The sequence below is a fragment of the Kitasatospora sp. NPDC041988 genome (assembly GCF_055588525.1).
This window is the reverse complement of sequence record NZ_JBVJCO010000046.1, coordinates 52616-74697: the sequence shown is the minus strand read 5'-3', so window position 1 is coordinate 74697 and position 22082 is coordinate 52616. Positions and strand designations below refer to the sequence as shown.

General features: G+C 73.4%; 19 protein-coding genes and 2 pseudogenes. 13 read left to right on the top strand and 8 right to left on the bottom strand.

The annotated features are described in order from the left end of the window. Window positions 1-113 precede the first annotated feature (113 nt). The gene (locus ACZ6NC_RS33470; protein WP_465737621.1) at window positions 114-1826 is read right to left on the bottom strand and encodes a GAF domain-containing sensor histidine kinase; all 1713 of its coding nucleotides are present in this window, start codon (window positions 1824-1826) and stop codon (window positions 114-116) included. Window positions 1827-2033: 207 nt separating this feature from the next. Between ACZ6NC_RS33470 and ACZ6NC_RS33465 the strand changes: the two genes are divergently transcribed. From ACZ6NC_RS33465 to ACZ6NC_RS33440, 6 genes are all read left to right on the top strand, one after another. Beyond that, window positions 2034-3077 (top strand): zinc-dependent alcohol dehydrogenase family protein, encoded by a 1044-nt coding sequence (locus ACZ6NC_RS33465; protein WP_465737620.1) that lies wholly within the window; start codon window positions 2034-2036, stop codon window positions 3075-3077. A 29-nt stretch (window positions 3078-3106) separates the two neighbouring features. Beyond that, window positions 3107-3781, top strand: a complete 675-nt coding sequence (locus ACZ6NC_RS33460; RefSeq protein WP_465737619.1) for a helix-turn-helix domain-containing protein — start codon at window positions 3107-3109, stop codon at window positions 3779-3781. 165 nt (window positions 3782-3946) lie between these two features. Continuing rightward, entirely contained in the window at window positions 3947-4153 is a 207-nt protein-coding gene (locus tag ACZ6NC_RS33455) for an ATP-binding cassette domain-containing protein (protein WP_465737618.1), read from the top strand. A gap of 26 nt (window positions 4154-4179) precedes the next feature. After that, window positions 4180-4764: a TetR/AcrR family transcriptional regulator gene (locus ACZ6NC_RS33450; protein ID WP_465737617.1), complete on the top strand. Its 585-nt coding sequence runs from the start codon at window positions 4180-4182 to the stop codon at window positions 4762-4764. 84 nt (window positions 4765-4848) lie between these two features. Then, window positions 4849-5829, top strand: coding sequence for a zinc-binding dehydrogenase (locus tag ACZ6NC_RS33445; RefSeq protein ID WP_465737616.1), 981 nt, complete (start codon window positions 4849-4851; stop codon window positions 5827-5829). A 172-nt stretch (window positions 5830-6001) separates the two neighbouring features. Further along, window positions 6002-6859, top strand: coding sequence for an S-methyl-5'-thioadenosine phosphorylase (locus tag ACZ6NC_RS33440; RefSeq protein ID WP_465737615.1), 858 nt, complete (start codon window positions 6002-6004; stop codon window positions 6857-6859). Here ACZ6NC_RS33440 and ACZ6NC_RS33435 read toward each other — a convergent pair. Both ACZ6NC_RS33435 and ACZ6NC_RS33430 read right to left on the bottom strand, forming a co-directional pair. Next, window positions 6825-7280, bottom strand: a complete 456-nt coding sequence (locus tag ACZ6NC_RS33435) for a hypothetical protein (RefSeq protein ID WP_465737614.1) — start codon at window positions 7278-7280, stop codon at window positions 6825-6827. The genes ACZ6NC_RS33440 and ACZ6NC_RS33435 overlap by 35 nt on opposite strands. Beyond that, window positions 7277-8413, bottom strand: a complete 1137-nt coding sequence (locus ACZ6NC_RS33430) for a molybdopterin-dependent oxidoreductase (protein WP_465737622.1) — start codon at window positions 8411-8413, stop codon at window positions 7277-7279. The genes ACZ6NC_RS33435 and ACZ6NC_RS33430 overlap by 4 nt, the downstream gene beginning before the upstream one ends. A gap of 174 nt (window positions 8414-8587) precedes the next feature. On the opposite strand from ACZ6NC_RS33430, the gene ACZ6NC_RS33425 reads away from it, so the two are divergent. The 3 genes from ACZ6NC_RS33425 (at window position 8588) to ACZ6NC_RS33415 (ending at window position 11304) form a co-directional block, all read left to right on the top strand. Further along, the gene (locus tag ACZ6NC_RS33425; protein WP_465737613.1) at window positions 8588-9919 is read left to right on the top strand and encodes a glycosyltransferase 87 family protein; all 1332 of its coding nucleotides are present in this window, start codon (window positions 8588-8590) and stop codon (window positions 9917-9919) included. A 67-nt stretch (window positions 9920-9986) separates the two neighbouring features. Next, a complete protein-coding gene (locus ACZ6NC_RS33420; protein ID WP_465737612.1) occupies window positions 9987-10700 on the top strand; it encodes a molybdopterin-dependent oxidoreductase in 714 nt (237 codons plus the stop codon). Continuing rightward, complete coding sequence (locus ACZ6NC_RS33415) at window positions 10684-11304, top strand: cytochrome b/b6 domain-containing protein (RefSeq protein WP_465737611.1); 621 nt, start codon at window positions 10684-10686, stop codon at window positions 11302-11304. The genes ACZ6NC_RS33420 and ACZ6NC_RS33415 overlap by 17 nt, the downstream gene beginning before the upstream one ends. Before the next feature lie 37 nt (window positions 11305-11341). On the opposite strand, the gene ACZ6NC_RS33410 is transcribed toward ACZ6NC_RS33415, so the two are convergent. The 3 genes and pseudogenes from ACZ6NC_RS33410 to ACZ6NC_RS33400 all read right to left on the bottom strand — a co-directional run. Then, window positions 11342-12010, bottom strand: a complete 669-nt coding sequence (locus tag ACZ6NC_RS33410) for a class I SAM-dependent methyltransferase (protein WP_465737610.1) — start codon at window positions 12008-12010, stop codon at window positions 11342-11344. After that, window positions 12007-12480, bottom strand: a pseudogene (locus ACZ6NC_RS33405) (TIGR04282 family arsenosugar biosynthesis glycosyltransferase); the annotation flags it as partial. The gene ACZ6NC_RS33410 and the pseudogene ACZ6NC_RS33405, both read right to left, overlap by 4 nt. A gap of 153 nt (window positions 12481-12633) precedes the next feature. Continuing rightward, window positions 12634-13347 (bottom strand): annotated as a pseudogene (locus ACZ6NC_RS33400) (glycosyltransferase family 2 protein); the annotation flags it as partial. Between the two features lie 176 nt (window positions 13348-13523). Between ACZ6NC_RS33400 and ACZ6NC_RS33395 the strand changes: the two are divergent. Beyond that, entirely contained in the window at window positions 13524-14279 is a 756-nt protein-coding gene (locus tag ACZ6NC_RS33395; protein ID WP_465737609.1) for a response regulator transcription factor, read from the top strand. Next, window positions 14276-15412: a sensor histidine kinase gene (locus ACZ6NC_RS33390; RefSeq protein ID WP_465737608.1), complete on the top strand. Its 1137-nt coding sequence runs from the start codon at window positions 14276-14278 to the stop codon at window positions 15410-15412. Before ACZ6NC_RS33395 ends, ACZ6NC_RS33390 begins: the two co-directional genes overlap by 4 nt. Here ACZ6NC_RS33390 and ACZ6NC_RS33385 read toward each other — a convergent pair whose 3' ends face one another. Next, window positions 15413-16468 (bottom strand): NAD-dependent epimerase/dehydratase family protein, encoded by a 1056-nt coding sequence (locus tag ACZ6NC_RS33385; protein WP_465737607.1) that lies wholly within the window; start codon window positions 16466-16468, stop codon window positions 15413-15415. A 147-nt stretch (window positions 16469-16615) separates the two neighbouring features. Continuing rightward, on the bottom strand, window positions 16616-18811 hold the full coding sequence (kdpB, locus tag ACZ6NC_RS33380; RefSeq protein WP_465737606.1) for a potassium-transporting ATPase subunit KdpB: 2196 nt from the start codon (window positions 18809-18811) through the stop codon (window positions 16616-16618). A 397-nt stretch (window positions 18812-19208) separates the two neighbouring features. On the opposite strand from kdpB, the gene ACZ6NC_RS33375 reads away from it, so the two are divergent. Both ACZ6NC_RS33375 and ACZ6NC_RS33370 read left to right on the top strand, forming a co-directional pair. Beyond that, a complete protein-coding gene (locus ACZ6NC_RS33375; RefSeq protein ID WP_465737605.1) occupies window positions 19209-21041 on the top strand; it encodes an APC family permease in 1833 nt (610 codons plus the stop codon). 360 nt (window positions 21042-21401) lie between these two features. After that, complete coding sequence (locus tag ACZ6NC_RS33370; protein ID WP_465737604.1) at window positions 21402-21833, top strand: hypothetical protein; 432 nt, start codon at window positions 21402-21404, stop codon at window positions 21831-21833. The last annotated feature ends 249 nt before the right edge of the window (window positions 21834-22082 follow it).

The window sequence follows — 22082 nt, the reverse complement described above, 5'->3', positions numbered from 1 at the left end:
ATCTCCGTCGGTGCCGCGGTGCTCAACCTGCGGGTTGCCGCGCGCCACCTCGGCTGGGCGCCCGAGCTGTGGCTGCTGCCCGATCCCGCCGACCCGGACCTGGACCCCGAAACCTAGGAGGAGAGTGGAACCCGCCACAGCAGCTCGGTGCCGCCGCCGGACCGTGCCCGGGCGCTGAAGGAGCCGCCCAGCTCGGCGGCCCGCTCGGCCAGGTTGGCCAGCCCGCTGCGCCGGCCGTCCTCGGCCAGCCCGACGCCGTTGTCCGTCACGGTGACGGCCAGCTCCGTCCCGGCCGTGAGCGACACCTCGACCGCGGTCGCGCCGGAGTGGCGGGCGGCGTTGGACAGCGCCTCCTCCAGCACGGCGACCGCGTCGTCCGCGATCGGCGGCGGCACGGTGACGTCGAGCAGGCCGGTCATCCGCAGGCCGGGGGTGAAGCCGAGCGCCCGCGCGGCCCGTTCGACTACCTCGACCGTCCGGGCGCGCAGGCCTCCGGCGGCCGGTCCGGCCTCGCGGGCCCGGAGGCCGAAGATGGTGGCCCTGATGGTCTTCGCGGTGTCGTCGAGGTCGTCGATCGCCCGCAGGACCCGGTCGGTGGCCTCGGGGTGCTCGATGAAGCGGGTGGCGCCCTGGAGGGTCATCCCGGTGGCGAAGAGGCGTTGGATCGCCAGGTCGTGCAGGTCGCGGGCGATCCGGTCGCGCTCCTGGAGCAGCGCGATCTGTTCCGAGTCACGGCGGCGCTCGGCCAGCTCCATGGCCACCGCCGCCTGGCCGGCGAAGCCGAGCAGCGGCCCGGACTCGTCCTCGCCGAACAGCGGCGCGCCGGCCGCCCGGGCCAGCATCAGCACCCCGTGCATCCCGTGCCCTGCGGTGCCTATCGGCACGGCGATGGCCGGGCCGAGGCCCTCCCAGCGCGGCGGCCCGGCGGTGATGCGCGGGTCCTTCCGGACGTCGCCGCTCACCACGAGCCCGCCGGTCCGGGCGGCGGCACCGACGAAGGAGCCGTCCAGGGGGAGGATGAGACCGAGGTGCCGGGCTTCCCCCAATCCGACGGCGATCCGCACCTCCAGTTCCTCCGTTCCCGGCAGCGGCAGCGCCACCACCGCGAGGTCGGCGCCGGCGATCTCGGCCGCCCGGGTGACGAGCAGGTCGAGCACCTGCTTCTCCGGGGCGCCGGCCAGCAGGCTGCCGGTGATCTCCGCGTTGGCCGTCAGCCAGCGTTCGCGCAGCCTGGCCCGGGCATAGAGGCGGGCGTTGTCGATCGCGACCCCGGCCGCCACGGCCAGGGTGGCGAGCACGGACTCGTCCTCGGCGTCGAACTCGCCGCCGCCGCGCTTCTCGCTCAGATAGAGGTTGCCGAACACCTTCTCCCGGATCCGGATCGGCACCCCGAGGAAGCTGTTCATCGGCGGGTGGTGGGCCGGGAACCCGTAGGACGCCGGGTGGTCCGCGATGCGGCCGAGGCGCAGCGGAGCCGGGTTGCGGATCAGTTCGCCCAGGACACCGTGGCCGGAGGGCAGGGCACCGATCTGCTTCACCTGTTCGTCGGTCACGCCGACCGGGATGAACTGGGAGAGCTGCTGGTCCTCGCCGATCACCCCGAGGGCGCCGTACTCGGCGTCCACCAGCGTGACCGCGGCCTCGACGATGTGCCGCAGGGCCTGCTCCAGCTCCAGGTCGCGGCCCACCGCCAGGACGGCCTCCAGGAGACTGTGCACCCGGTCGCGCGTGCTGCGGGCCGCGTCCAGCCGCGCCTGGAGCTCGTCCAGCAGCTCGTCGAGACGAAGCTGCGGCAGAGGAGCCGAGCTCTCCGATGCGCTGCTCACCGGTTCCTCCGTGACTCGCCGGACGCCACTTCCCAGCGTAGGCGTGGCAGCCCTGCCTCGCCGTGCCGCCGCCTGGGCCCATCGGCCCAGCGGCCGGTCCCGTCCGGCCCATGTCAGCCCGCCGCCCCCGGGGGAACGCTGGAGGAGAAGACGCGGCGGCACCACTGTCGTTCCGCACCGGCGATGTCCGACAGGAGTGATCAGGACATGAAGGCGCTGACCTACCACGGACCGGGCCGCCGGACCTGGGGCGAGGTCCCGGACGCCGCCGTTCGCGACCCCGAGGACGCCGTCGTCCGGGTGGACGCGGTCACCATCTGCGGCACCGACCTGCACATCCTCAAGGGTGACGTCCCCGAGGTCTCCGACGGTCGCGTCCTCGGCCACGAGGCCGTCGGCACCGTCATCGAGACCGGCTCCGGCGTTCGGACCGTCAAGGCGGGCGACCGGGTCCTCGTCTCCTGCATCTCCGCCTGCGGCCGCTGCGCCTACTGCCGCGCCGCGAGCTACGGCCAGTGCACCGGAGGCGGCGGCTGGATCCTCGGCCACCTGGTCGACGGAACCCAGGCCGAGTACGTCCGCACCCCCTTCGCGGACAACTCCCTCCACCGGCTGCCCGAAGGCGTCACCGACGAGAGCGCCCTACTGCTCGCCGACATCCTCCCCACCTCCTACGAGGTCGGGGTCCACAACGGCCGGATCGGCCCCGGCGACATCGTCGTGGTCGTCGGCGCGGGCCCGATCGGCCTCGCCGCGATCATCACCGCCCAGCTCTACAGCCCCTCCCGCATCATCGCCGTCGACCTCGCGACGAGCCGCCTGGACGCCGCGAAGCGGATGGGAGCCGACACCGTGCTCACCGTCGCCGAGGCCACCCCCGAGGCGGTGCGCGCGCTGAGCCCGGACGGCCTGGGAGCGGACGTGGCGATCGAGGCGGTCGGCGTCCCCGACTCGTTCGAGCTCTGCACCCGTGTGGTGCGCCCCGGCGGGCGGGTGGCCAACGTCGGCGTGCACGGCAAGCCGGCCGTCCTCCACCTCGAAGACCTCTGGATCCGCGACGTCACCATCACCACCGGCCTGGTCGACACGCACAGCACCCCGCTGCTGCTCGACATGCTGGCCACCGGCCGGCTCGACGTCTCCGGGCTGGTCACACACCGGTTCGGCCTCGACGAGATGCAGGAGGCCTACGACGTCTTCGCGGACGCGGGCACCAACGGCGCTCTGAAGGTCGCGCTCTTCCGCACGTGACCGGAGACCGGCGAGCCAAGGAGCACACGGTGAACCAGAACCACGGCATCGACGCCGCCCGTCACGCAGATCCCGCAGACGTCGCGCGCAGGATCACCGAGCGACGCTCCCGACTCGGCCTGACCGAACAGACGTTGGCGTACCGGGCGGCGATGGCCCCGCGCTACCTCCGGCACCTGCTGGAGGCCGGCCCGGATTTCGACCCGGCCGGCTTCCTGCGGATCGCCGCCGCCCTTCAACTCACCTACCAGGACTTGCTGGAGGGCCGTGCCGACGCCCCGCCGGGACAGCCGGAGGCGGCTGCGCGTCCACTGCTCTTCCACCTGACCGCCGCCGAGTGCTGGGAGAGGATCGGCACCCACGGTGTGGGCCGGATCGCCCTGCCCGTCGAGCCGGGACCGGCGGTCATCCCGATCAACTACGCCGTCGACGACGCGGCCATCGTCTTCCGCACGGCCACCCGAGGCAGCGCAACGCCGGACGACGGGGCCCCGGTGTCGTTCCAGGTCGACCGGGTCGACGACCACCTGAGCCGGGGCTGGAGCGTTCTGATTCTCGGCGAGGCGCAACACGTGACGGACGGCGACGAGGTGCGGCGGCTGTCGGAGCTGCCCGGAACCACCCCGTGGGCCGGCGGTGACCGCCCGCTCTGGGTGCGGATCCGGGCGGACGAGATCACCGGGCGCAGGATCGGTGGTGGCTGAGCCGCTGCCGCGCCCCGGCGTGGCGACTCCGGAAGCGTGGAGATTCCGGAAGAGGGCGTCCGGCTGCGTGACGGCGGCGGCCGGGGGCGCCACGCTGGGAGTGGCCGGCTGCCGGCAGGGGGCGTCCGGGCCTCCGGGGAGAGCAGCCGTCGCGGGAGGCACGACATGCCCGACAGCAGACCGGTGATCGAACTCCGCTCGCTGACCAAGCGGTACGGACACTCCGTCGACGGGCTCGACATCGAGATCGGCACCGGCGAGGTCTTCGGCCTGCTCGGGCCGAACGGGGCGGGGAAGACCACCACGCTGCGGTGCCTGGGCGCCCGCGGCGCCGCTACGGTTCCTCAGTCCGGCCGCCGCCCTTGTTCTTGAATGACCGCTCATGTATATTTTCCGCCATGCCCAGACCGCGCGAGTTCGACCCCGACGCCGTCCTCGATCAGGCGATGCTGCGGTTCTGGGAGCGCGGATACCGGGCCACGTCCATCGAGGATCTGGTGAAGGCCACGGGTGTCAAGCCCGGAAGTATCTACAGCGCGTTCCCCGGCGGTAAGCATGCGCTCTTCGTGAAGTCGCTGGAGCGCTACTCCAAGCTGGTCGTCCCGCGGAAGCTCGGGGAGTTGGAGGCGCCGGGCGCGTCGGTGGCGGAGGTCCGTGGCTACTTCGACGGGCTGGTGCGCGACCTGCTCAGCCCCGAAGGGCGCCAGGGCTGCCTCCTGGTCAACACGGCGATCGAGAAGGCCGCCGAGGACGACGAGGCGGCGGCCGTCGTGCGCGGCCACCTGGCACGCCTGGAGCGGTGCATGACCCACGCCCTGGAGAACGCCGTCCGTCGGGGCGAGGTGCGGGGCTCGCTCGAAGCGGCTGGTAGCGCCAAGCTGCTGGTCGCGACCTGCCAGGGGCTCATGGTCGTAGGCAAGGCCAATCCCGACGAGGCGGTTCTGCGGGCCATCGTCGACAACGCCTTCGCTGTCCTCTCCTGACGGCGCAGCATTTCGGGCCACCGTGCGCGGTGGCCCTTTCGTCGGCCCAATAGTTGAATGACTACTCAAGAACGAGGTTCGGACATGAAGGCCATTGTCATATCCGCCCACGGCGGCCCCGAAGTCCTCACGGTCACGGAACTGCCCGACCCGGTGGCCGCTGCCGGTGAGGTCCTCATCAGGGTCAAGGCGTTCGGCCTCAACCATGCCGAGGCGTACATGCGCAGCGGCGCCTGGGGCGAGGTGGCCGCCGTCCCCGGGATCGAGTGCGCCGGCGTCGTCGAGGCCGACCCCTCAGGCGAACTCCCCACCGGGACACAGGTGGTGGCGATCCTCGGCGGTATGGGACGGACCCGCAACGGCAGCTACGCGGAACTGGTGACCGTCCCCGCGACCAATGTGGTGGCCGTGAACTCGCGGCTGCCCTGGGCCGACCTGGCCGCGGTGCCCGAGGTGTACGCCACGGCATACAGTGCCCTGCACGGCAACCTTGCCCTCGGAGCCGGGGAGACGCTGCTGGTCCGGGGCGCGACCTCCTCCCTCGGGCAGGCCGCCGTCGACCTGGCCGTCCACCACGGGGCAACGGTGCTCGCCACCACCCGCAACCCGGCGAACGTGCCCCTGCTCAAGGGACTCGGGGCCTCCGACGTGCTCGTCGACGACGGGCATCTGGCGGCGGAGGTCGAACGCAGGGGGCTCGCCGTCGACGCGCTGCTCGACATCGTCGGCAACTCGGTACTCCGCGACTCACTGGGCACGGTCGGGCCGCGCGGGCGGGTCTGCCAGGTCGGCTTCCTCGGTGGATTCTCACCGGTGGTGGACTTCGACCCGATCGCCGATCTGCCCAGCGGCGTCCAACTCAGCTTCTTCGGCAGCGCCTTCGTCCTGGGAACCGCTGCCTTCCCCCTCTCGGGCGTTCCGCTGGACGAGATCTACGCCCAGGTCGAGGCCGGCGCCCTCCGGGGCCGCCCCACCCGGATCTTCCGCTTCGACGAGATCGTCGAAGCCCACCGGGTGATGGAGGCCGGCCGGGCCCCGGGGAAGATGGTCGTCGCCCTTGACTGACCCATCCGCGGCCCCGTGACACCCGGTAGGCCGGCGGGTCGCCCGGTGACATCGGTGTCGCGCCCGCGGTGTGAGGGACGTTCGTGATTCGTAAGGCCCGGTGTCCCGGTTCCGGCACGGTCCGTTCCTACAGTTGCCGGGAGGTTGTTCCCGAGAAGAGAGGTGGACCGCGATGACGGTCGACCAGGACGTCCTGCCGAGCGCCGAGGTGGGCGTGATCGGCGGCTCCGGGCTCTACGAGCTGCTGGACGATGTGACCGAGGTGCGGGTGGACACCCCGTACGGCGAACCGAGCGACGCGCTGTTCGTGGGAGAGGTGGCCGGCCGCCGGGTCGCGTTCCTGCCCCGGCACGGCCGCGGCCACCGGCTCCCCCCGCACCGGATCGACTACCGCGCCAACCTGTGGGCGCTGCACACCCTGGGCGTGCGGCAGGTGGTGGCGCCGTGCGCGGTGGGCGGGCTGCGCCCGGAGTACGGGCCGGGCACGCTGCTCGTCCCCGACCAGTTCGTGGACCGGACCTCGGGGCGGACGCAGACCTTCTACGACGGTCTGCCGCTGCCCGAGGGCACGGTGCCGGAGGTGGTGCACGTGTCGATGGCCGACCCGTACTGCCCGGTGGGGCGGCGCGTGGCGATGGAGGCCGCCCGGGAGACAGCCTGGGAGCCGGTCGACGGCGGCACGCTGGTGGTGATCGAGGGCCCGCGCTTCTCCACCCGCGCCGAGTCCCGCTGGTTCACCGCCAACGGCTGGTCGGTGGTCGGCATGACCGGCCACCCGGAGGCCGTCCTCGCCCGCGAACTCGGGCTCTGCTACACCTCTCTGGCCCTGGTCACCGATCTCGACGCCGGTGTGGAGAGCGGTGAGGGCGTCACCCACGGCGAGGTACTGAAGGAGTTCGCTCGCAACGTCGACCGGCTGCGCACCGTGCTGTTCAAGGCGCTGGAGCAGTTGCCGCTGGTGCGCGAGTGCCCCTGCCCGCACACCCTGGACGGTCTCACGACCGGCCTCCCCGGGGTACCCGGCGCCTGACGGCCGGATCCCGACGCCTGACGGTCCGATCCCGGCGCCGCCACCGACCGACGAACGCGACCAGCAACGCGAGGCCGGCGGTGGCGGCCAGCACCAGCAGCCAGTTGCGCAGATAGGGCAGCGGCAGCAACGACGGGTTGCCGTGGTCGTCGTCGGCGCGCAGGACGGCGGGCAGCCCGACGGCGGTGACGGCGGCCGCGACGACCAACCAGCCGCGCAGCACCGGCCCGCGAACCAGGAACGCGCCAATCAGGCACACCAGCGGCACCCAGAGCCCGTCGTGGATCACCAGCCCCCCGACCGCCCAGACCAGGATGTCCGGCGGGTCGGTGATGTACGGGTCGCCGAGCAGCCCGTACAGTCCGTAGCCGATCAGGGCGAGGCCGGCGGCCAGCAGCAGAGCGCGGATACCGGCGGTCATACGATCACCTCGATGCGCTCGACCCACTTGGTCTGCAGGACGCCGGGCCGGTTCGGCGCGATGACGCGTGCGGGGAACCCGTGGTCCGCGGCCAGGACGTCGCCATTGACACGCAGGGCGAGCAGGCTGAGCGGATCGTCGACGTACGGCGCGGGCATCTCCATCACCCGGTACGGTCCCTCGGCCTCCAGCGAGGTGACCCGCACCGCCGAGCCGGGCGGGGCACCGGCGCGTCGCACCAGGTCGGCCACCCGGACCCCGGTCCACCGGGCGCCGGCGCTCCAGCCCTCCACACAGGAGATGGGCAACTCCACCTCGTACTGGGGGAGTTCGGCGAGCTCGGCAAGGGTGAGTTCGTACGGCCGCGGGCCATCGACCCGGAGCCGCCAATCGGCGGGCACCGTGACCGTCCCGGCCTGGGCGGCGGTGCGGTTCACCGGCAGACCCTGGGGGCCGATATCGGGGCGGCGCGGGGCCAGCAGGTCCAGGGCACTCAGCCAAGGCACGGTCTGTCCGGCGGTGACGAGGGTGACGGCACCGGCAGCGGCGGTGGTCGCCGTGAGGAACGCGCGGCGCTGCGCCAGAGGCGGAGTGGCCCGGCGCCACCAGTGCGCGGCGATGAGCGGTGCCTTGACGGCGAGGTGGACCAGCAGTCCGCCGGTCGCCAGCCAGCCCAGCCAGAAGTGCGTCTGCCGGAACGGGAACGGCCACGGGTACCACTGCAGGGTGTTCAGCAGGCCGGTGAACAGCTCCAGCAGGACGGCCGCGACGAGGAGCGCGATGCCGAGCCGCTCCAGGGCGTGCAGCACGCTGCGCGCCGGTGGCCACTCGAACAGTCGGGGATAGACCGCCCACAGCTTCGCGCCGGCCAGCGGGATCGCGGCCAGACCGCTGATCACGTGCAGGCCCTGGGTGACCCGGTAGCCGTTCACCGGCCGTGCGGGCAGGTGCGGCGCGAGCCAGCCGGGCGGCTCCTGGAGCAGATGACTGGTCAGGCCGGTCAGGAAGCAGACCAGGAGGGCCGCACCCAGCCAGCGGCCGACGACGACCACGGTCCGCGGCTCGCGCAGCGGTGAGGTGAACGCACCCTCGCGGAACGGCCCGCGCCGTAGGAACGCCGGGGGAGCGGGCAGTGGTGGGTCGTAGCGGTGGCGGGCGGTCGGGGTGCCGGAGTCGGCGGGTTCGGATTCCACGCGTCCATCGAAGCGCCCCGGCGCGTCCCTGCGGTGATCCGACGTGCTTACGGAATGCGAACGGCGGCCTCGCCGCCGGGGTTGTGGAGCCGGGCCGGTGGGAGGGTGGGCGATGTGACCTCCCGTTCCGTCCTGCCCTGTCTCCTCGCCCTTGCCTCGCTGGTCACCGGCCTGGCGCTGACCGTCGCCCGGAGCGGCGCCCTCCCGCTCCACGGCTGGTACCTCCTCGACGTCGCCCTCTTCGCCGTCGCGGTGCTGCTGCTGCGCAAGGTGCCCGGCGGGCAGGCCGTACCGCTGCTCCTGGCCGGCAGTATCGCCGTGGCCGCCGTCGGGCTCCTCGCGCCGCCGCGCACCAGCGACGACGCCTACCGTTACGTCTGGGACGGCCGGGTCCAGGCGGCCGGGATCTCGCCCTACGCCCACACCCCGGACGATCCGGCGCTGGCGCGGTTGCGCGATCCGGGGCTCTTCCCGGTGGGTCACGGATGCGCGGGCTGGGACGAGCGGCGCACCACGGCCGGGGACTGCACCCGGATCAACCGGCCGGCCGTGCACACCATCTACCCGCCGGTGGCGCAGGCGTGGTTCCTCGCGGTGCACCCGTTCGGCGGCGGGGTCCGCGGGGTGCAGGCCGCAGGCGCGGTGCTGGCGGTGGCGACCACCGCCCTCCTGGTGAGGGTGGGGCGGGCGCCGTGGCGGGCCGCCCTGTGGGGGTGGTGCCCCGGCGTGACGGTATGGGCGGTCAACGACGCGCACGTGGACACGCTCGGCGCCCTGCTCACCGTCGCCGGGCTCGGCTGCGCGGTGCGGGGGCGAGCCGTCCGCGGGGGGCTCCTCCTGGGCGGCGCGGTCGCGACCAAGCTGCTCCCTGCCCTCGCGCTTCCCGGCGCGCTGTCGGGCCTGTTGGCCCGGCGGCCGACCCGGAACGACGTCCTGCTCGTCGGATCCGCGCTCGGTGCCTTCGCGCTGTCCTACCTCCCGTACGTCGTGGCCTCGGGCACCTCGGTCCTGGGTTACCTGCCGGGCTACCTGCGGGAGGAGGGCTACGAGCAGGGGCACATCGACCGGTTCGGGCTGCTGCGGCTGGTGCTGCCCGACCTGCTCGTGCCGTGGGCGGCGGCGCTGGTCCTCGCGGCCGTGGTGGTCCTGGTCCTCCGCCGGGGCGACCGGCACCGGCCGTGGGCCGGCGCGCTCCTGGTGACGGGTACGGCGCTGCTGCTGGTCGCACCCGCCTACCCGTGGTACGGGCTGCTGGTGGTCGCGTTGGTCGCACTCGACGGCCGCTGGGAGTGGCTGGCCGTCCCGGCCGCCGGGCAGGCGCTCTATCTGACGGGAGGTCAGACGGCCCAGCAGTTCGCCTACGGGACGGCGCTGTGCGTCGTCCTCCTGGTCCCGCTGCTGCGGCAGCGCCTCACGGGACGGGTGGCCGTGGCGGACAGGGCCTAGTTACGGAAGTCTGACGGGCCGGTGCGGACCCTGGCCGTTTCGCCCCTCGGCTGGTCGAATCGGCAGCGTGAACGAACAGATCGAAGAGGGCCGGGGAACGCCCGTCGGCCGCCGGGTGGTGCTGGGGCTGCTCGGGCTCGGTGCGGCGGGTGTCGCGGTCGGCCCGTACCTCCAGCGGGCCCAGGAAACCGTGGCCGGCAAGGACCCGACGGGTCTCACCGGCCTGCTGCCGGGAGGAGGCGGCTTCCGCTACTACTCCGTCGCCGCCTCGGTCCCGACCAGGGGCCCCGACACGTACACCCTGACGGTGGACGGGTTGGTGGAACGCCCCGGCAGCTACCGCCTGGCCGACCTCCGGACGATGCCGCAGCGCCGGATCGTGCGGGACGTGCAGTGCGTGACCGGGTGGCGGGTGCCGGCCACACCGTTCGAGGGCGTGCCGCTGGCCCACCTGCTCGACGCCGCCGGCGTCAGGGCGGGCGCCGTGGCGGTGCGGTTCAGCTGCTTCGACGGCGAGTACACCGAGAGCCTCACCCTGGAGCAGGCCCGGCGCGACGACGTGGTGGTCGCGCTGAAGCTCCAGGACGCCCCGATCTCCCACTCCCACGGGGGGCCGGTGCGCCTGTACGTGGCGCCGATGTACTTCTACAAGTCGGCCAAGTGGCTTTCGGGAATCACCGTCACCGACACGGTGCAGCCGGGCTACTGGGAGCAGAACGGCTACGACGTCGACGCCTGGGTCGGCCGCTCGAACGGACGTGACGATGCGCCGACCGCCTGACCTCCTGCTCCGCTTCACCCGCGCCGAGCGCTGGGTGCACCGCGCCACCGCCGCCCTGATGCTGACATGCCTGGCCACTGCCGCCTGCCTCTACCTTGCTCCGCTCGCCGAACTGGTCGGGCGCCGGCGGCTGGTCGTCACCGTGCACGTGTGGTGCGGCTTGGCGCTGCCGGTACCGCTGTTGCTCGGGCTGGCCTTCCGGGCGGTGCGCGCGGACGTGTCGAGGCTGAGCCGTTTCCGTCCAGCGGACTGGCAGTGGCTGCGGGCGACACGGGCGCGCGCGTCGCACCGCCCGGCGGGGAAGTTCAACGCCGGGCAGAAGCTGTACGCCCAGTGGACGCTCGGGGCGATGCTGGTGATCCTCGGTACGGGCCTGTTGATGTGGCTCACCCACCTGGCGCCGCCGGCCTGGCGGACCGGCGCGACCTTCGTCCACGACTGGCTCGCGGCAGCCATCGCCGTGGTGACCGCCGGGCACATCCGGATGGCCGTCCGGGATCCGGAGGCCCGGCGCGGGATGCGGACGGGGCTGGTCGACCGCGGCTGGGCCGAGCGGGAGCACCCGCAGTGGTCGGACGGCGTCCCTGTGGGGGCCGAGGAGTAGCTCCCGCGTGCCCGCCTCGTCAGTGGTGCGCGCCTCGTCAGTGGGGGCGGACCGCCCTTCGGAAGGCGAGGAAGTGGCGGCCCTGGGAGGACCAGCGCTCGGTCTCGACGAGCCCGGCCCGGTCGGCACGACGGGCGGTGGCCGTCGCGCCGCAGCGGGCCCAGGCGAACGGCGGCCCGAGCCGCCCGTGGCGCCCCTCGACCCGGACGGTGATCCGTTCGTCGATCTCCCGCGGCTCCACCTCGACCAGCAACACGCCACCCGGAGCGAGGAGTTCGGCGCTCCGGCCGAGCAACAGCCCCGGGTCGCCGCCGATACCGAGATTGCCGTCGGCCAGCAGCGCGCCACCCCAGCGGCCCTCCGCGGGCAGCCGGTCGAACACCGAACGGCACAGGGCGGGCCCGCCGAGGCTGCGGGTCCGGGCCACCGCGGCCCCGGTGATGTCGACACCGAGCGCCGGCACGCCCAGGCCCAGCAGGGCCGCGACGAGTCGGCCGGGGCCGCACCCGAGGTCCACCACCGGCGCGGTCAGCCGGGTGCAGCGCAGCAGCAGGCCGTGATCCGCGCCGGCGGCGGGCGCGCACCAGCGTTCGACGTCGAGCGGGATCCGGCGGCCGTCCTCGCGGCGCAGCCACAGCGGGCCCCGGCCTGCGCGGACGGCCTCGGCGAACGGGTCGTCCACCCATGCCTCGGTTGCGACGGTCACCCCGTCACCTCCCGTGCGAACTCGATCGATCGAAGGCATGCCGCGAACCTGCCGCCGGGGGCCTCGGCGGCGACGTGACGCGCGTCCTGGATGGTGTCCACGTCGGTGACCACCGGGAGATGACTGACCATCAGATTCTCTGCCACCAGCCGGTCGAGCAGGGCCCGGCCGGTTTCCGGCGTGGACATCGGCAGGCCCAGGAGCAGCCGCCGGGCCAGCCGCTCGGTGGGCCTGGCCAGCCCGAGCGCCCAGAACCCGCCGTCGCTCGCCGGGCCGTACCAGGCGTCGACGCCCGTACGGAGCGCCGGCGACAGGGGCTCGGCGAGGAGGGCGGCGTCCACCTGCGGGGTGTCCATGCCGACCAGCAGGGCGGGTGCGTCCGGGGCGATCCCGGCGGCGTGCGCGAAGGCGGCCGCGAGCCGTTCGTCCAGCCCGCCGCCGGACTGCGGCACGACCTGCCAGCCCGGCGGGAGCCAGGCGCCGGCGTCACCCTCCAGGACGAGCAGCCGCCGGCCGGCCGGTACCCGGTCGAGGGTGGCGAGGGTGTCGGCGAGGGCGGCCTCGGCCAGCGCCGCCGCCTGCTCGGGCGTGCAGGGCGGGGTGAGGCGGGTCTTCACCCGCCCCGGGACCGGCGACTTGGCGATCACCAGTAGGGTCGGTGGCGGCGCGGCCAGCACGGCCCGCATGTCGCGGACGGCCTGCCGGGTGCCGCGCACGGTACCGGTGACCTTGGAACGGCCCGCGCGTGGCAGGTAGTCGACGGGTGTCTCGGCGATCCGCATCCCGGCCGCCGACGCGGCGAGCACCATCTCCAGGGGGTAGCCGGAGCGGCGGTCGCCCAGGCCCAGCGCCAGCAGCCGCTCACGGGGGGCGGCCCGCATCGGCCCGAGGTCGTGCAGCGGCGCGCCCGTCCTCGCCCGCAGCCGGCGCGCCAGGGCGGCATTGGCCAGACGGGCGTGCAGCGGCCACGCGCCGGCGGTCGTGGGGCGGCGCCGGCCGAGCACCAGGTCCGCCGAGCCGGAGGCGACCGGACCGGCGACGAGCGGCAACTGGGCGGGATCCAGTGAGCCGTCGCAGTCCAGGAAACAGACCAGGTCGGCGGTGGCGGCGAGCAGCCCGGCATGGCACGCGGCGCCGAAGCCGCGCCGCGACTCCTCGACGACGGTCGCGCCCAGTGAGCGGGCCAGTTCGGCGGAGCCGTCGCGGGAACCGTTGTCGACGACGATCGCCCGCCAGCCTGCGGGTACGCGCCCCAGCACCCAGGGCAGGGCCTCGGCCTCGTCGAGGCACGGCAGGATCACATCGGCAGGTGGCAGTGGGGGAGTCGGAGAGATCACGTCGGCCACGCTAGGCGCGGGCGGGCCCGCAGCGGCCGAACCGCGCCCTTACGAAAGTCCTACGCCGGCCCGCCGCCGGCGGGGAGCCACAGCCCGCCGGGCCGCGATCTTACGGAACACGAACGTGAACCCCGGCCCGGCACCGGCCCCCGGCCGCAGCTCGTATCCTCGGCGAGGTGAACGACAGCCCCCCTTCCGCCGGACCGCCGGACCCCGCCCGCATCCTGGTGATCGACGACGACCTCACCGTGGGCGAGGTCGTCGCCGGCTACCTCACCAGGGCCGGCCACCAGGTCGACCGGGCCTGCGACGGCAACCAGGGCCTCGACCTGGCCCGCAACCACCGCCCCGACCTCCTGGTCCTGGACCTCATGCTGCCCGGGATCGACGGTCTGGAGATCCTGCGCAGGCTGCGCGCCACCGAGGACGGCGCCGACCTGCCCGTGGTCATGCTCACCGCCAAGGGCGACGAGGCCGACCGCATCCTCGGCCTGGAGCTGGGCGCGGACGACTACGTCACCAAGCCGTTCAGCCCGAGGGAGCTCGTCCTGCGCGTCCAGTCCGTCCTCCGCCGCTCCCGCGCCGCCGCTCCCACCGCCCCGACCCCCGTGCCGCTTGAGTCCGGGGACATCACGCTCGACCCGCAGGCCCGCCTCGCCCACCGAAGAGGACAGGAACTCCTCCTCACACTCCGGGAGTTCGACCTGCTCGCGTTCCTCCTCCGGCACCCCCGGACGGTCTTCTCCCGCCAGGAGCTGATGCAGCGGGTCTGGGGCTGGGACTTCGGCGACCTGTCCACCGTCACCGTCCACGTCCGCCGCCTGCGCGAGAAGATCGAGGACGACCCCGCCGCACCGACACTGATCACCACGGTCTGGGGCGTCGGGTACCGCTACGACCCGGTCACGGACGAGAAGGACGGCCCGGCGTGAAGGATCTGCTGCTGATCGCCCTGTTCGCAGGGCTCGGCGCCACCGGCGCCGGCCTGCTCGGCTGGGTGGCCGTACGCCTGCTGCGCCGCCGCTCGATGGCGGTCTCCCTCTTCTGCGTCGCCGTCGTCACCGTCCTCGCGGTCACCTCCGGGACGTTCGCCGTCGCCCAGGCGATGTTCCTGTCCGGACACGACCTCGGCGTGGTCATCACCGTGCTCGGCATGGCCTCCGTGGTCTCGCTGCTCACGGCCGCACTGCTCGGACGCCAGGTCGTGGCCGGCAGCCGCGCTCTGACCGCGGCCGCCCGCACCGTCGGAAGCGACACCGGCTTCACCGCGCCGGAGCATCCCCTCGGGCTCGAACTGGCCCAGCTCAGCGAGGAACTCGCCGCCACCAGCGCCCGGCTCGCCGAGTCACGCGCCCGGGCGCAGGCGCTGGACGCCTCGCGGCGCGAGCTGATCGCCTGGATCTCCCACGACCTGCGCACCCCGCTCGCCGGGCTGCGCGCCATGGCCGAGGCGTTGGAGGACGGCGTGGCCGACCGACCGGAGCACTACCTCAAGCGGATCCGTGCCGAGGTCGAGCGCCTCACCGGGATGGTCGACGACCTCTTCGAACTCTCCCGCATCCAGGCCGGCGCACTGTCCCTCTCGCTCGCCCGGGTGTCCGTCTACGACCTGGTCGACGACGCACTGGCCGGCGCGCACCCCCTGGCCCGGCAGCGCGGCGTCCGCCTGGAAGGCCGGCAGGTCGCCGCCGAGCCGGTCGAGGTGGACAGCCGCGAGATCACCCGGGTGCTCGGCAACCTCCTGGTCAACGCGATCCGCTCGACGCCCGAGGACGGCGTGGTCGCCGTCTCCGCCCGCCGCGAGGTGGACGAGGTCGTCCTCTCGGTCACCGACGGCTGCGGCGGCATCCCGGAACAGGACCTCTCCCGCGTGTTCGAGACCGGCTGGCGCGGCAGCACCGCCCGCACGCCGCGGCGCGATCCCGGCGAGGGCGGGGACAGCGGCGCCGGGCTCGGACTGGCCATCGTCCGCGGCATCGTCGAGGCGCACGCCGGGCGCGCCCGGGTGCGCAACGTCACCGGGGGCTGCTGCTTCGAGATCGCCCTCCCGGCGGCGCGCGGGTAGTCAGGCCCGCAGGGGCGCGGCGGCGAACTCGGCCATCCCCGCACGGAACGGCACCCGGGCCCGCCAGTCCAACTCGGCACGGAGCCGGGAGGAGTCGGCGGTGATGTGCCGGACGTCCCCGAGCCGGTACTGCCCGGTCACCACCGGCGCCGGCCCGCCATGGGCGTCGGCCAGCGCCCGGGCCATCTCGCCGACCGTGCGCACCTCCCCGCTGCCGACGTTGTACGCCCGGGCACTGCCCGGCAGCCGGCCGCCGATGTCCTCCAGGGCGGCCAGGTTCGCGGACGCGACATCGTCGACATGGACGAAGTCCCGGCGCTGACCGCCGTCCTCGAACACCCGGGGAGCCTCCCCGCGGGCGAGCGCGGAACGGAACAGCGAGGCGACCCCGGCATACGGAGTCTCGCGCGGCATGCCCGGGCCGTAGACGTTGTGGTAGCGCAGCGTCAGGACGGACCCGCCGCAGGCGCGGGCCCAGGCGGCGGCCAGGTGCTCCTGGGCGAGCTTGGTCGCGGCGTACACGTTGCGGGGGTCGCCCGGCGCGTCCTCCGTGACCGACCCGGGCTGCAACTCGGCGCCGCACACCGGGCACGGCGGTTCGAACCGGCCGGCGTCGAGATCGTCCGGGCGCCGTGGACCGGGCGCCACACTCCCGTGCGCGGGACACAGGTACCGGCCTTCGCCGTAGACGACCATCGACCCCGCCAGGACCAGCTTCCGCACCCCACTGCGCGCCATCGCGGACAGCAGGACCGCTGTTCCGAGGTCGTTGCAGCCGACGTAGTCGGGCGCGTCGTCGAGGTCGAGACCGAGCCCGACCATCGCCGCCTGGTGGCAGACCGCGTCCACCCCGGCCAGCGCCTGCTCCACGGTCGCCGCGTCCCGCACGTCGCCGTGCCGGAACCTGACGCCGGCCGGCAGGTCGGGCGCCGCCCCCGAAGGGTGGACCGCAGGCAGCAGCGCGTCCAGCACCCGGACTTCGTGGCCTGCCGCGACCAGAGCACGCACGACCGCCGAACCGATGAAACCGGCACCGCCGGTGACCAGGATCCTCATGACCGGCGACGCTACCGGCTGACCTGCCCATTCGACCGCCGAGGCGGGAGGGCGTCAGCAATCCGTAAGGCGGGAATCCGACCACTGAGCGTGCCTGCCGCGCAGTGTTGTTCTTGACGGGCCCTTGGCGAGGTGCCGGCCCGGGCGTCAGGCGAGGCCGGGGACGAACTGGACGAGCAGGTCGATCGTCTTGATGCCGAGGAAGGGGAGGATCAGCCCGCCGAGCCCGTAGACGCGCAGGTTGCGGCGGAGCAGGTCGGTGGCGGAGGCGGGCTGGTAGCGGACGCCGCGCAGGGCGAGCGGGATCAGGGCGACGATGATCAGGGCGTTGAAGATGATCGCGGAGGCGATGGCGGAGGTCGGGCTGTGCAGGCCCATGATGTTGAGGTGGGCGAGGCCGGGGTGGGAGCCGACGAACATCGCGGGGATGATCGCGAAGAACTTGGCGACGTCGTTGGTGATCGAGAAGGTGGTCAACGCTCCTCGGGTGATGAGGAGTTGCTTGCCGACGCGGATGATCTCGATCAGCTTGGTGGGGTTGGAGTCGAGGTCGACCATGTTGCCGGCCTCCTTGGCGGCCGGGGTGCCGGTGTTCATGGCGACGCCCACGTCGGCCTGGGCGAGGGCGGGGGCGTCGTTGGTGCCGTCGCCGGTCATCGCGACCATGTTCCCGGCGGCCTGTTCCCGCTTGAGGTAGGCGAGTTTGTCCTCCGGGGTGGCCTCGGCGAGGTAGTCGTCGACGCCGGCCTCGGCGGCGATCGCGCGGGCGGTGAGCGGGTTGTCGCCGGTGACCATGACGGTGCGGATGCCCATCCGGCGCAGTTCGGCGAAGCGGTCGGCGATGCCCTCCTTGACGACGTCCTTGAGCTCGATCACGCCGAGCGCCCGGGCGCCGTGCCGGTCGTGGACGGCGACCAGCAGCGGGGTGCCGCCGGCGGCGGAGATCCGGTCGACGAGCGGCTTGGCCTCCATCGGCAGCCGTCCGCCGGAGCGCACCACCCAGTGGGCGACGGCGCCCGCCGCGCCCTTGCGGACCAGGCAGGTGGCGCCGTCGGGCCAGGCGAGGTCGACGCCGCTCATCCGGCTCTGGGCGGTGAACGGGATGGTGGTCCGTTCGCCGAGCTCGCCCTCGGCACGCGGTGGTACCCAGTACTGGCGGTCGGTCAGCTCGATGACGGAGCGGCCTTCGGGGGTCTCGTCGGCGAGTGAGGCGAGCTGGGCGGCCTCGGCGAGCTGCTCGACGGTGGCGCCGGGGAGCGGGTGGAGGGCGACGGCGCGGCGGTTGCCGTGGGTGATGGTGCCGGTCTTGTCGAGGAGCAGGACGTCGACGTCGCCGGCCGCCTCGACGGCGCGGCCGGAGAGGGCGACCACGTTGCGCTGGACCAGGCGGTCCATGCCGGCGATGCCGATCGCGGAGAGCAGGGCGCCGATGGTGGTCGGGATGAGGGCGACCATCAGGGCGACCAGGACGACGGTGGTCTGCGGCGAGCCGGCGTACATCGCCATCGGCTGGAGCGAGACCACGGAGAGGACGAAGACGATGGTGAGCGAGGCGAGCAGGATGTTGAGGGCGACTTCGTTCGGCGTCTTCTGCCGGTTCGCGCCCTCGACCAGGGCGATCATGCGGTCGATGAAGCTCTGACCCGGCCGGGCGGTGATCCGGACGACGAGCTGGTCGGAGAGGACCCGGGTGCCGCCGGTCACGCTGGTGCGGTCGCCGCCGGACTCGCGGATCACCGGCGCGGACTCGCCCGTGATCGCCGACTCGTCCACGGCCGCGACGCCCTCGATCACCTCGCCGTCGCGGGGGATCACCTCGCCGGCGGGGACGAGCACGATGTCGTGCAGGAGCAGGTGGTCGGCGGGGATGAACTCGTGGCGGCGGTCGTGGCCGCCGACCCGCCAGTGCAGGAGGCGGCGGGCGGTGGTGCCGGTCTGCGCCTGGCGGAGGGAGTCGGCCTGGGCCTTGCCGCGGCTCTCGGCGACGGCCTCGGCGAGGTTGGCGAACAGCACGGTGAGCCAGAGCCAGAAGCTGATCATCCAGGCGAACACGCTCGGGTGGACGACGGCGGTGAGCGTGGTGAGGGCGGAGCCGGTCTCCACCACCAGCATCACCGGGTTCTTCGCCATGGTGCGCGGGTGGAGCTTGCGCACCGCGGCGGGCAGGGCTTCCCGGAGCTGGCGTGCGGTGATCAGCCGGCGGCGTCCGGACCGGGGCGCGCTGGGGCGGTGGCCCGGGTGCGGCGGCGCCGGCGGAGGCGTCGGCCGATCGTCGCCGGCCTTCGCGCGGCGGAACCGGTTCGGCGTGGTCGTGTCCGGTGGGGTGAGGGCCGAGCGGCGCATCAGTTCTGGGACCTTCCGGGCCGTCCCGCGTGGGCGGGGCGGCTTTGGACGGGGACGGGGACGCCGCACAGCGAAACACCGCACCTCCACACGCCATGCGCGTCTTGACGCCCGCTTGGCGTGACAGGGGAAGTCCTTGACACGACCCTGACGCGACCACCTGACGCCCTGTCGGCCGACCGGGCGTCCGCGGCACCGGCGCCGGGTGAACCCCAGCTGCCCCCGGTGGCCCCTGTCCGAACTGTGGCGGACGGGTGGCCCTGGGGGCCGCCGCGTGCCCGGAGGTATCAAGGTGTCGTCAAGGCTGCCGGTGTCCGCGTCAAGGGAGCGCAGTAAGCGGTGGTCGGGCCTCCGGACGGCCTCACGATCGTGAGACTCGCGATCGATGGAGAAACGGATGTCCGACATCACTGCCCAGGCCGTCACCGCCGAGCCCGAGCCCCCGGATACCGGGGCGGGGCCGGACGAGCGGCATCGCCTCACCGCGCTGGGCGGGCTGGCCGCGCTGTCGCTGGATGCGATGGCCTCGGTGGCGTACGGGCCGGAGTCGATCGTGCTGGTGCTGGCGGCGGCCGGAGCGTACGGGCTCGGGTTCACGGTGCCGGTGACGGTGGCGATCGCGGTGTTGCTGGCGGTGCTGGTGGCGTCGTACCGGCAGGTGATCGCGGCGTTCCCGGACGGCGGCGGCTCGTACGCGGTGGCCAAGGCGCATCTGGGGCGGCGGACGGCGCTGACCGCGGCGGCGTCGCTGGTGATCGACTACGTGCTGAACGTGGCGGTGTCGGTGACGGCCGGGGTGGCGGCGCTGACCTCGGCGGTGCCGGGCCTGTACGACGACCGGGTCTGGCTCTGCCTGGGCGTGCTGGCACTGGTCACGGCGGTGAACCTGCGGGGGATCGCGGAGTCGGCGCGCTGGTTCATGGCGCCCACCGCCGTCTTCGTACTCTCCATCCTGACGATCATCGTGGTGGGCCTGTTCCGGGACGCGCCGGCGAGCACGGCCGCGGCCGAGGGCCACGCGTCCGTGCTGGCCGGCAACGCCACCGCCGTGGGCGCACTGCTGCTGCTCAAGGCCTTCGCGGCCGGCTGCTCGGCACTGACCGGCGTGGAGGCGGTGGCCAACGCCGTCCCCTCCTTCCGCACACCCGGCGTCAAACGCGCACAGCACACCGAGGTCGCGCTCGGCGCACTGCTGGGCGTGATGCTGATCGGACTGGCCGTGCTGATCGGCCGCTTCCACCTCCAGCCGGTGGAGGGCGTCACCGTCCTCGCCCAGCTCGCCGACGCCTCCCTCGGCCACGGCGCCGGCTTCTACCTGGTCCAGTTCGCCACCGTCGTGCTCCTCGGGCTGGCCGCCAACACCTCCTTCGGCGGACTGCCCGTCCTGCTCCACCTCCTCGCCCGCGACAACCACCTCCCGCACGTCTTCGCCCTGCGCGCCGACCGCCAGGTCCACCGCCACGGCGTCCTGTTCCTCGCCGCCGTCTCCGCGCTGCTCCTCGTCGGCTCGGGCGGGGACGTCAACAGCCTGGTGCCGCTGTTCGCGATCGGGGTGTTCGTCGGCTTCACCATCTGCCAGGTCGGCATGGTCCGCCACTGGCTGCTCGAAAAGCCGACGCACTGGCACGCCAAGGCCGCCCTCAACGGCTTCGGCGCCCTCCTGACCGGCATCGCCGCCGTCGTCGTCACCGGCACCAAATTCACCGAAGGCGCCTGGGGCATCTGCCTCGCCCTGCCGCTGCTCGTCGCCCTCTTCGAAGCGATCCACCGCAGCTACGCCCGGATCGGCGAACGGCTCGAACTCGGGCGCGTCCCCGGCCCCCTCACCCCGCAGCGCAGCCTGGTCGTCGTCCCCGTCACCGCCATCACCCGCCTCACCCGCGACGCCCTCTCCGCCGCCCTCTCCCTCGGCGACGAAGTCATGGCCGTCACCGTCGTCCACGACGGCGCCGAGGCCGAGGCCCTGCGCCGGGACTGGGAACTGTGGCAGCCCGGGGTGCCGCTGGTGGAGATCCGCGACGGTCACCGCCGGCTCGGCCCGCCGATCGCCGCCCTCGTCAACGACCTCGCCACCGAGCACGCCTACGACCGCCTCACCGTCCTGATCCCCGAGGTCGAACCGGCCCACCCCTGGCAGCGTGCCCTGCAGAACCGGCGCGGCGCCGTCATCGACCGCGCCCTGCGCCGCCACACCGACGCGGTGGTCTGCCGACTCCGGATGCGCATGTAGCAGGACGAGGAAAGGCCTGGACCTGCCGCCCGACCGATCGATCCGGACGCGAGGGCCGTGAACCCGACCGAGCTCGCCCCGCAACTCGACGGCCGGGCTGCCGTGACCCTGCGGCCACACCTGTCGGGGGCGCTTCACGTGGCAGGGCGTTGCAAAAGTCCCGGTGATCATGTGAGTCCGCAGGTCGCGGCGGTGCGACGGGTCCGGGCCTCCCTTCCGCCACCACGGTCCACGTCACCCGATCGTGCGACCGTTGGGCGAGTCCGTAGCCGGTAGTGCTGCGTCACGGCAAGGATCGTCCGTGCCCGCTCCGCCTGGAGCGCAGCACCGACGACTTCCCCTCCCGAGGAGACAACTGTCATGGCACCGATCCCCAACGGCCCCTACGGAATCGCCAAGCGCGGCGAGCAGTACCTGACACTCCAGGACGACAAGGCCCCTGCGGTCGTCCTGCCGCCGACCGGTCAGCCCGGTGAGCAGGAGTGGCACGTCGAGGGTCTCTCCAACGGCAACGTCACCATCAGGAACCTGCGGCACGAGACGTACCTCAGCTTCGACGGCGTTCCCGAGATCAACAAGATGCTCCGGGGCTCCTCGCAGGCCACCGAGTGGCAGCTCCGGCAGTCCGCCCAGCCGTTCCTGTTCCATGTCGTCGTCCCCGGCGGTCCGGTCGACGGCGTCGAACTGGCGGTGGACCTCAGCCTGCTCCGGATCTTCCCCCCGATGACGGCGCTGCGTCCGCTGGAGCCGGCGGACGCGGGGCAGGCGTGGCGCTTCGAGTTCCACGAGTAGGACACACTCGCCGGCCGCCGCCGCCTCGGTTGTGGACGGGGCGGCGGCGGCCGCCGCCTGGTCCGGCCCTGTCTGGCCGTGTCTGGTCCGGCTCTGCCTGGTCCGCCGCCCTGTGCTTGCCGCCGGCCCGTCCGGCCCCGCTCCGGCCGTGCGGCCGAACAGCCGACCGGGGGGGGGGGGGGGGGGGGGGGGGGGGGGGAGGACCGTCGTCTGGGGGGTTCGTTTTTTCTTGTTTTTTTTTTTTTTTCG

What these genes read in the sequence shown, in the direction of transcription:
- ACZ6NC_RS33370 (WP_465737604.1), top strand. Translation starts at nt 21,402, where the DNA reads ATGGCACCGATCCCCAACGGCCCCTACGGAATCGCCAAGCGCGGCGAG.
- ACZ6NC_RS33435 (WP_465737614.1), bottom strand. Translation starts at nt 7,280, where the DNA reads ATGACCGCCGGTATCCGCGCTCTGCTGCTGGCCGCCGGCCTCGCCCTG.
- ACZ6NC_RS33440 (WP_465737615.1), top strand. Translation starts at nt 6,002, where the DNA reads ATGACGGTCGACCAGGACGTCCTGCCGAGCGCCGAGGTGGGCGTGATC.
- ACZ6NC_RS33375 (WP_465737605.1), top strand. Translation starts at nt 19,209, where the DNA reads ATGTCCGACATCACTGCCCAGGCCGTCACCGCCGAGCCCGAGCCCCCG.
- kdpB (WP_465737606.1), bottom strand. Translation starts at nt 18,811, where the DNA reads ATGCGCCGCTCGGCCCTCACCCCACCGGACACGACCACGCCGAACCGG.
- ACZ6NC_RS33415 (WP_465737611.1), top strand. Translation starts at nt 10,684, where the DNA reads ATGCGCCGACCGCCTGACCTCCTGCTCCGCTTCACCCGCGCCGAGCGC.
- ACZ6NC_RS33385 (WP_465737607.1), bottom strand. Translation starts at nt 16,468, where the DNA reads ATGAGGATCCTGGTCACCGGCGGTGCCGGTTTCATCGGTTCGGCGGTC.
- ACZ6NC_RS33450 (WP_465737617.1), top strand. Translation starts at nt 4,180, where the DNA reads ATGCCCAGACCGCGCGAGTTCGACCCCGACGCCGTCCTCGATCAGGCG.
- ACZ6NC_RS33455 (WP_465737618.1), top strand. Translation starts at nt 3,947, where the DNA reads ATGCCCGACAGCAGACCGGTGATCGAACTCCGCTCGCTGACCAAGCGG.
- ACZ6NC_RS33465 (WP_465737620.1), top strand. Translation starts at nt 2,034, where the DNA reads ATGAAGGCGCTGACCTACCACGGACCGGGCCGCCGGACCTGGGGCGAG.
- ACZ6NC_RS33445 (WP_465737616.1), top strand. Translation starts at nt 4,849, where the DNA reads ATGAAGGCCATTGTCATATCCGCCCACGGCGGCCCCGAAGTCCTCACG.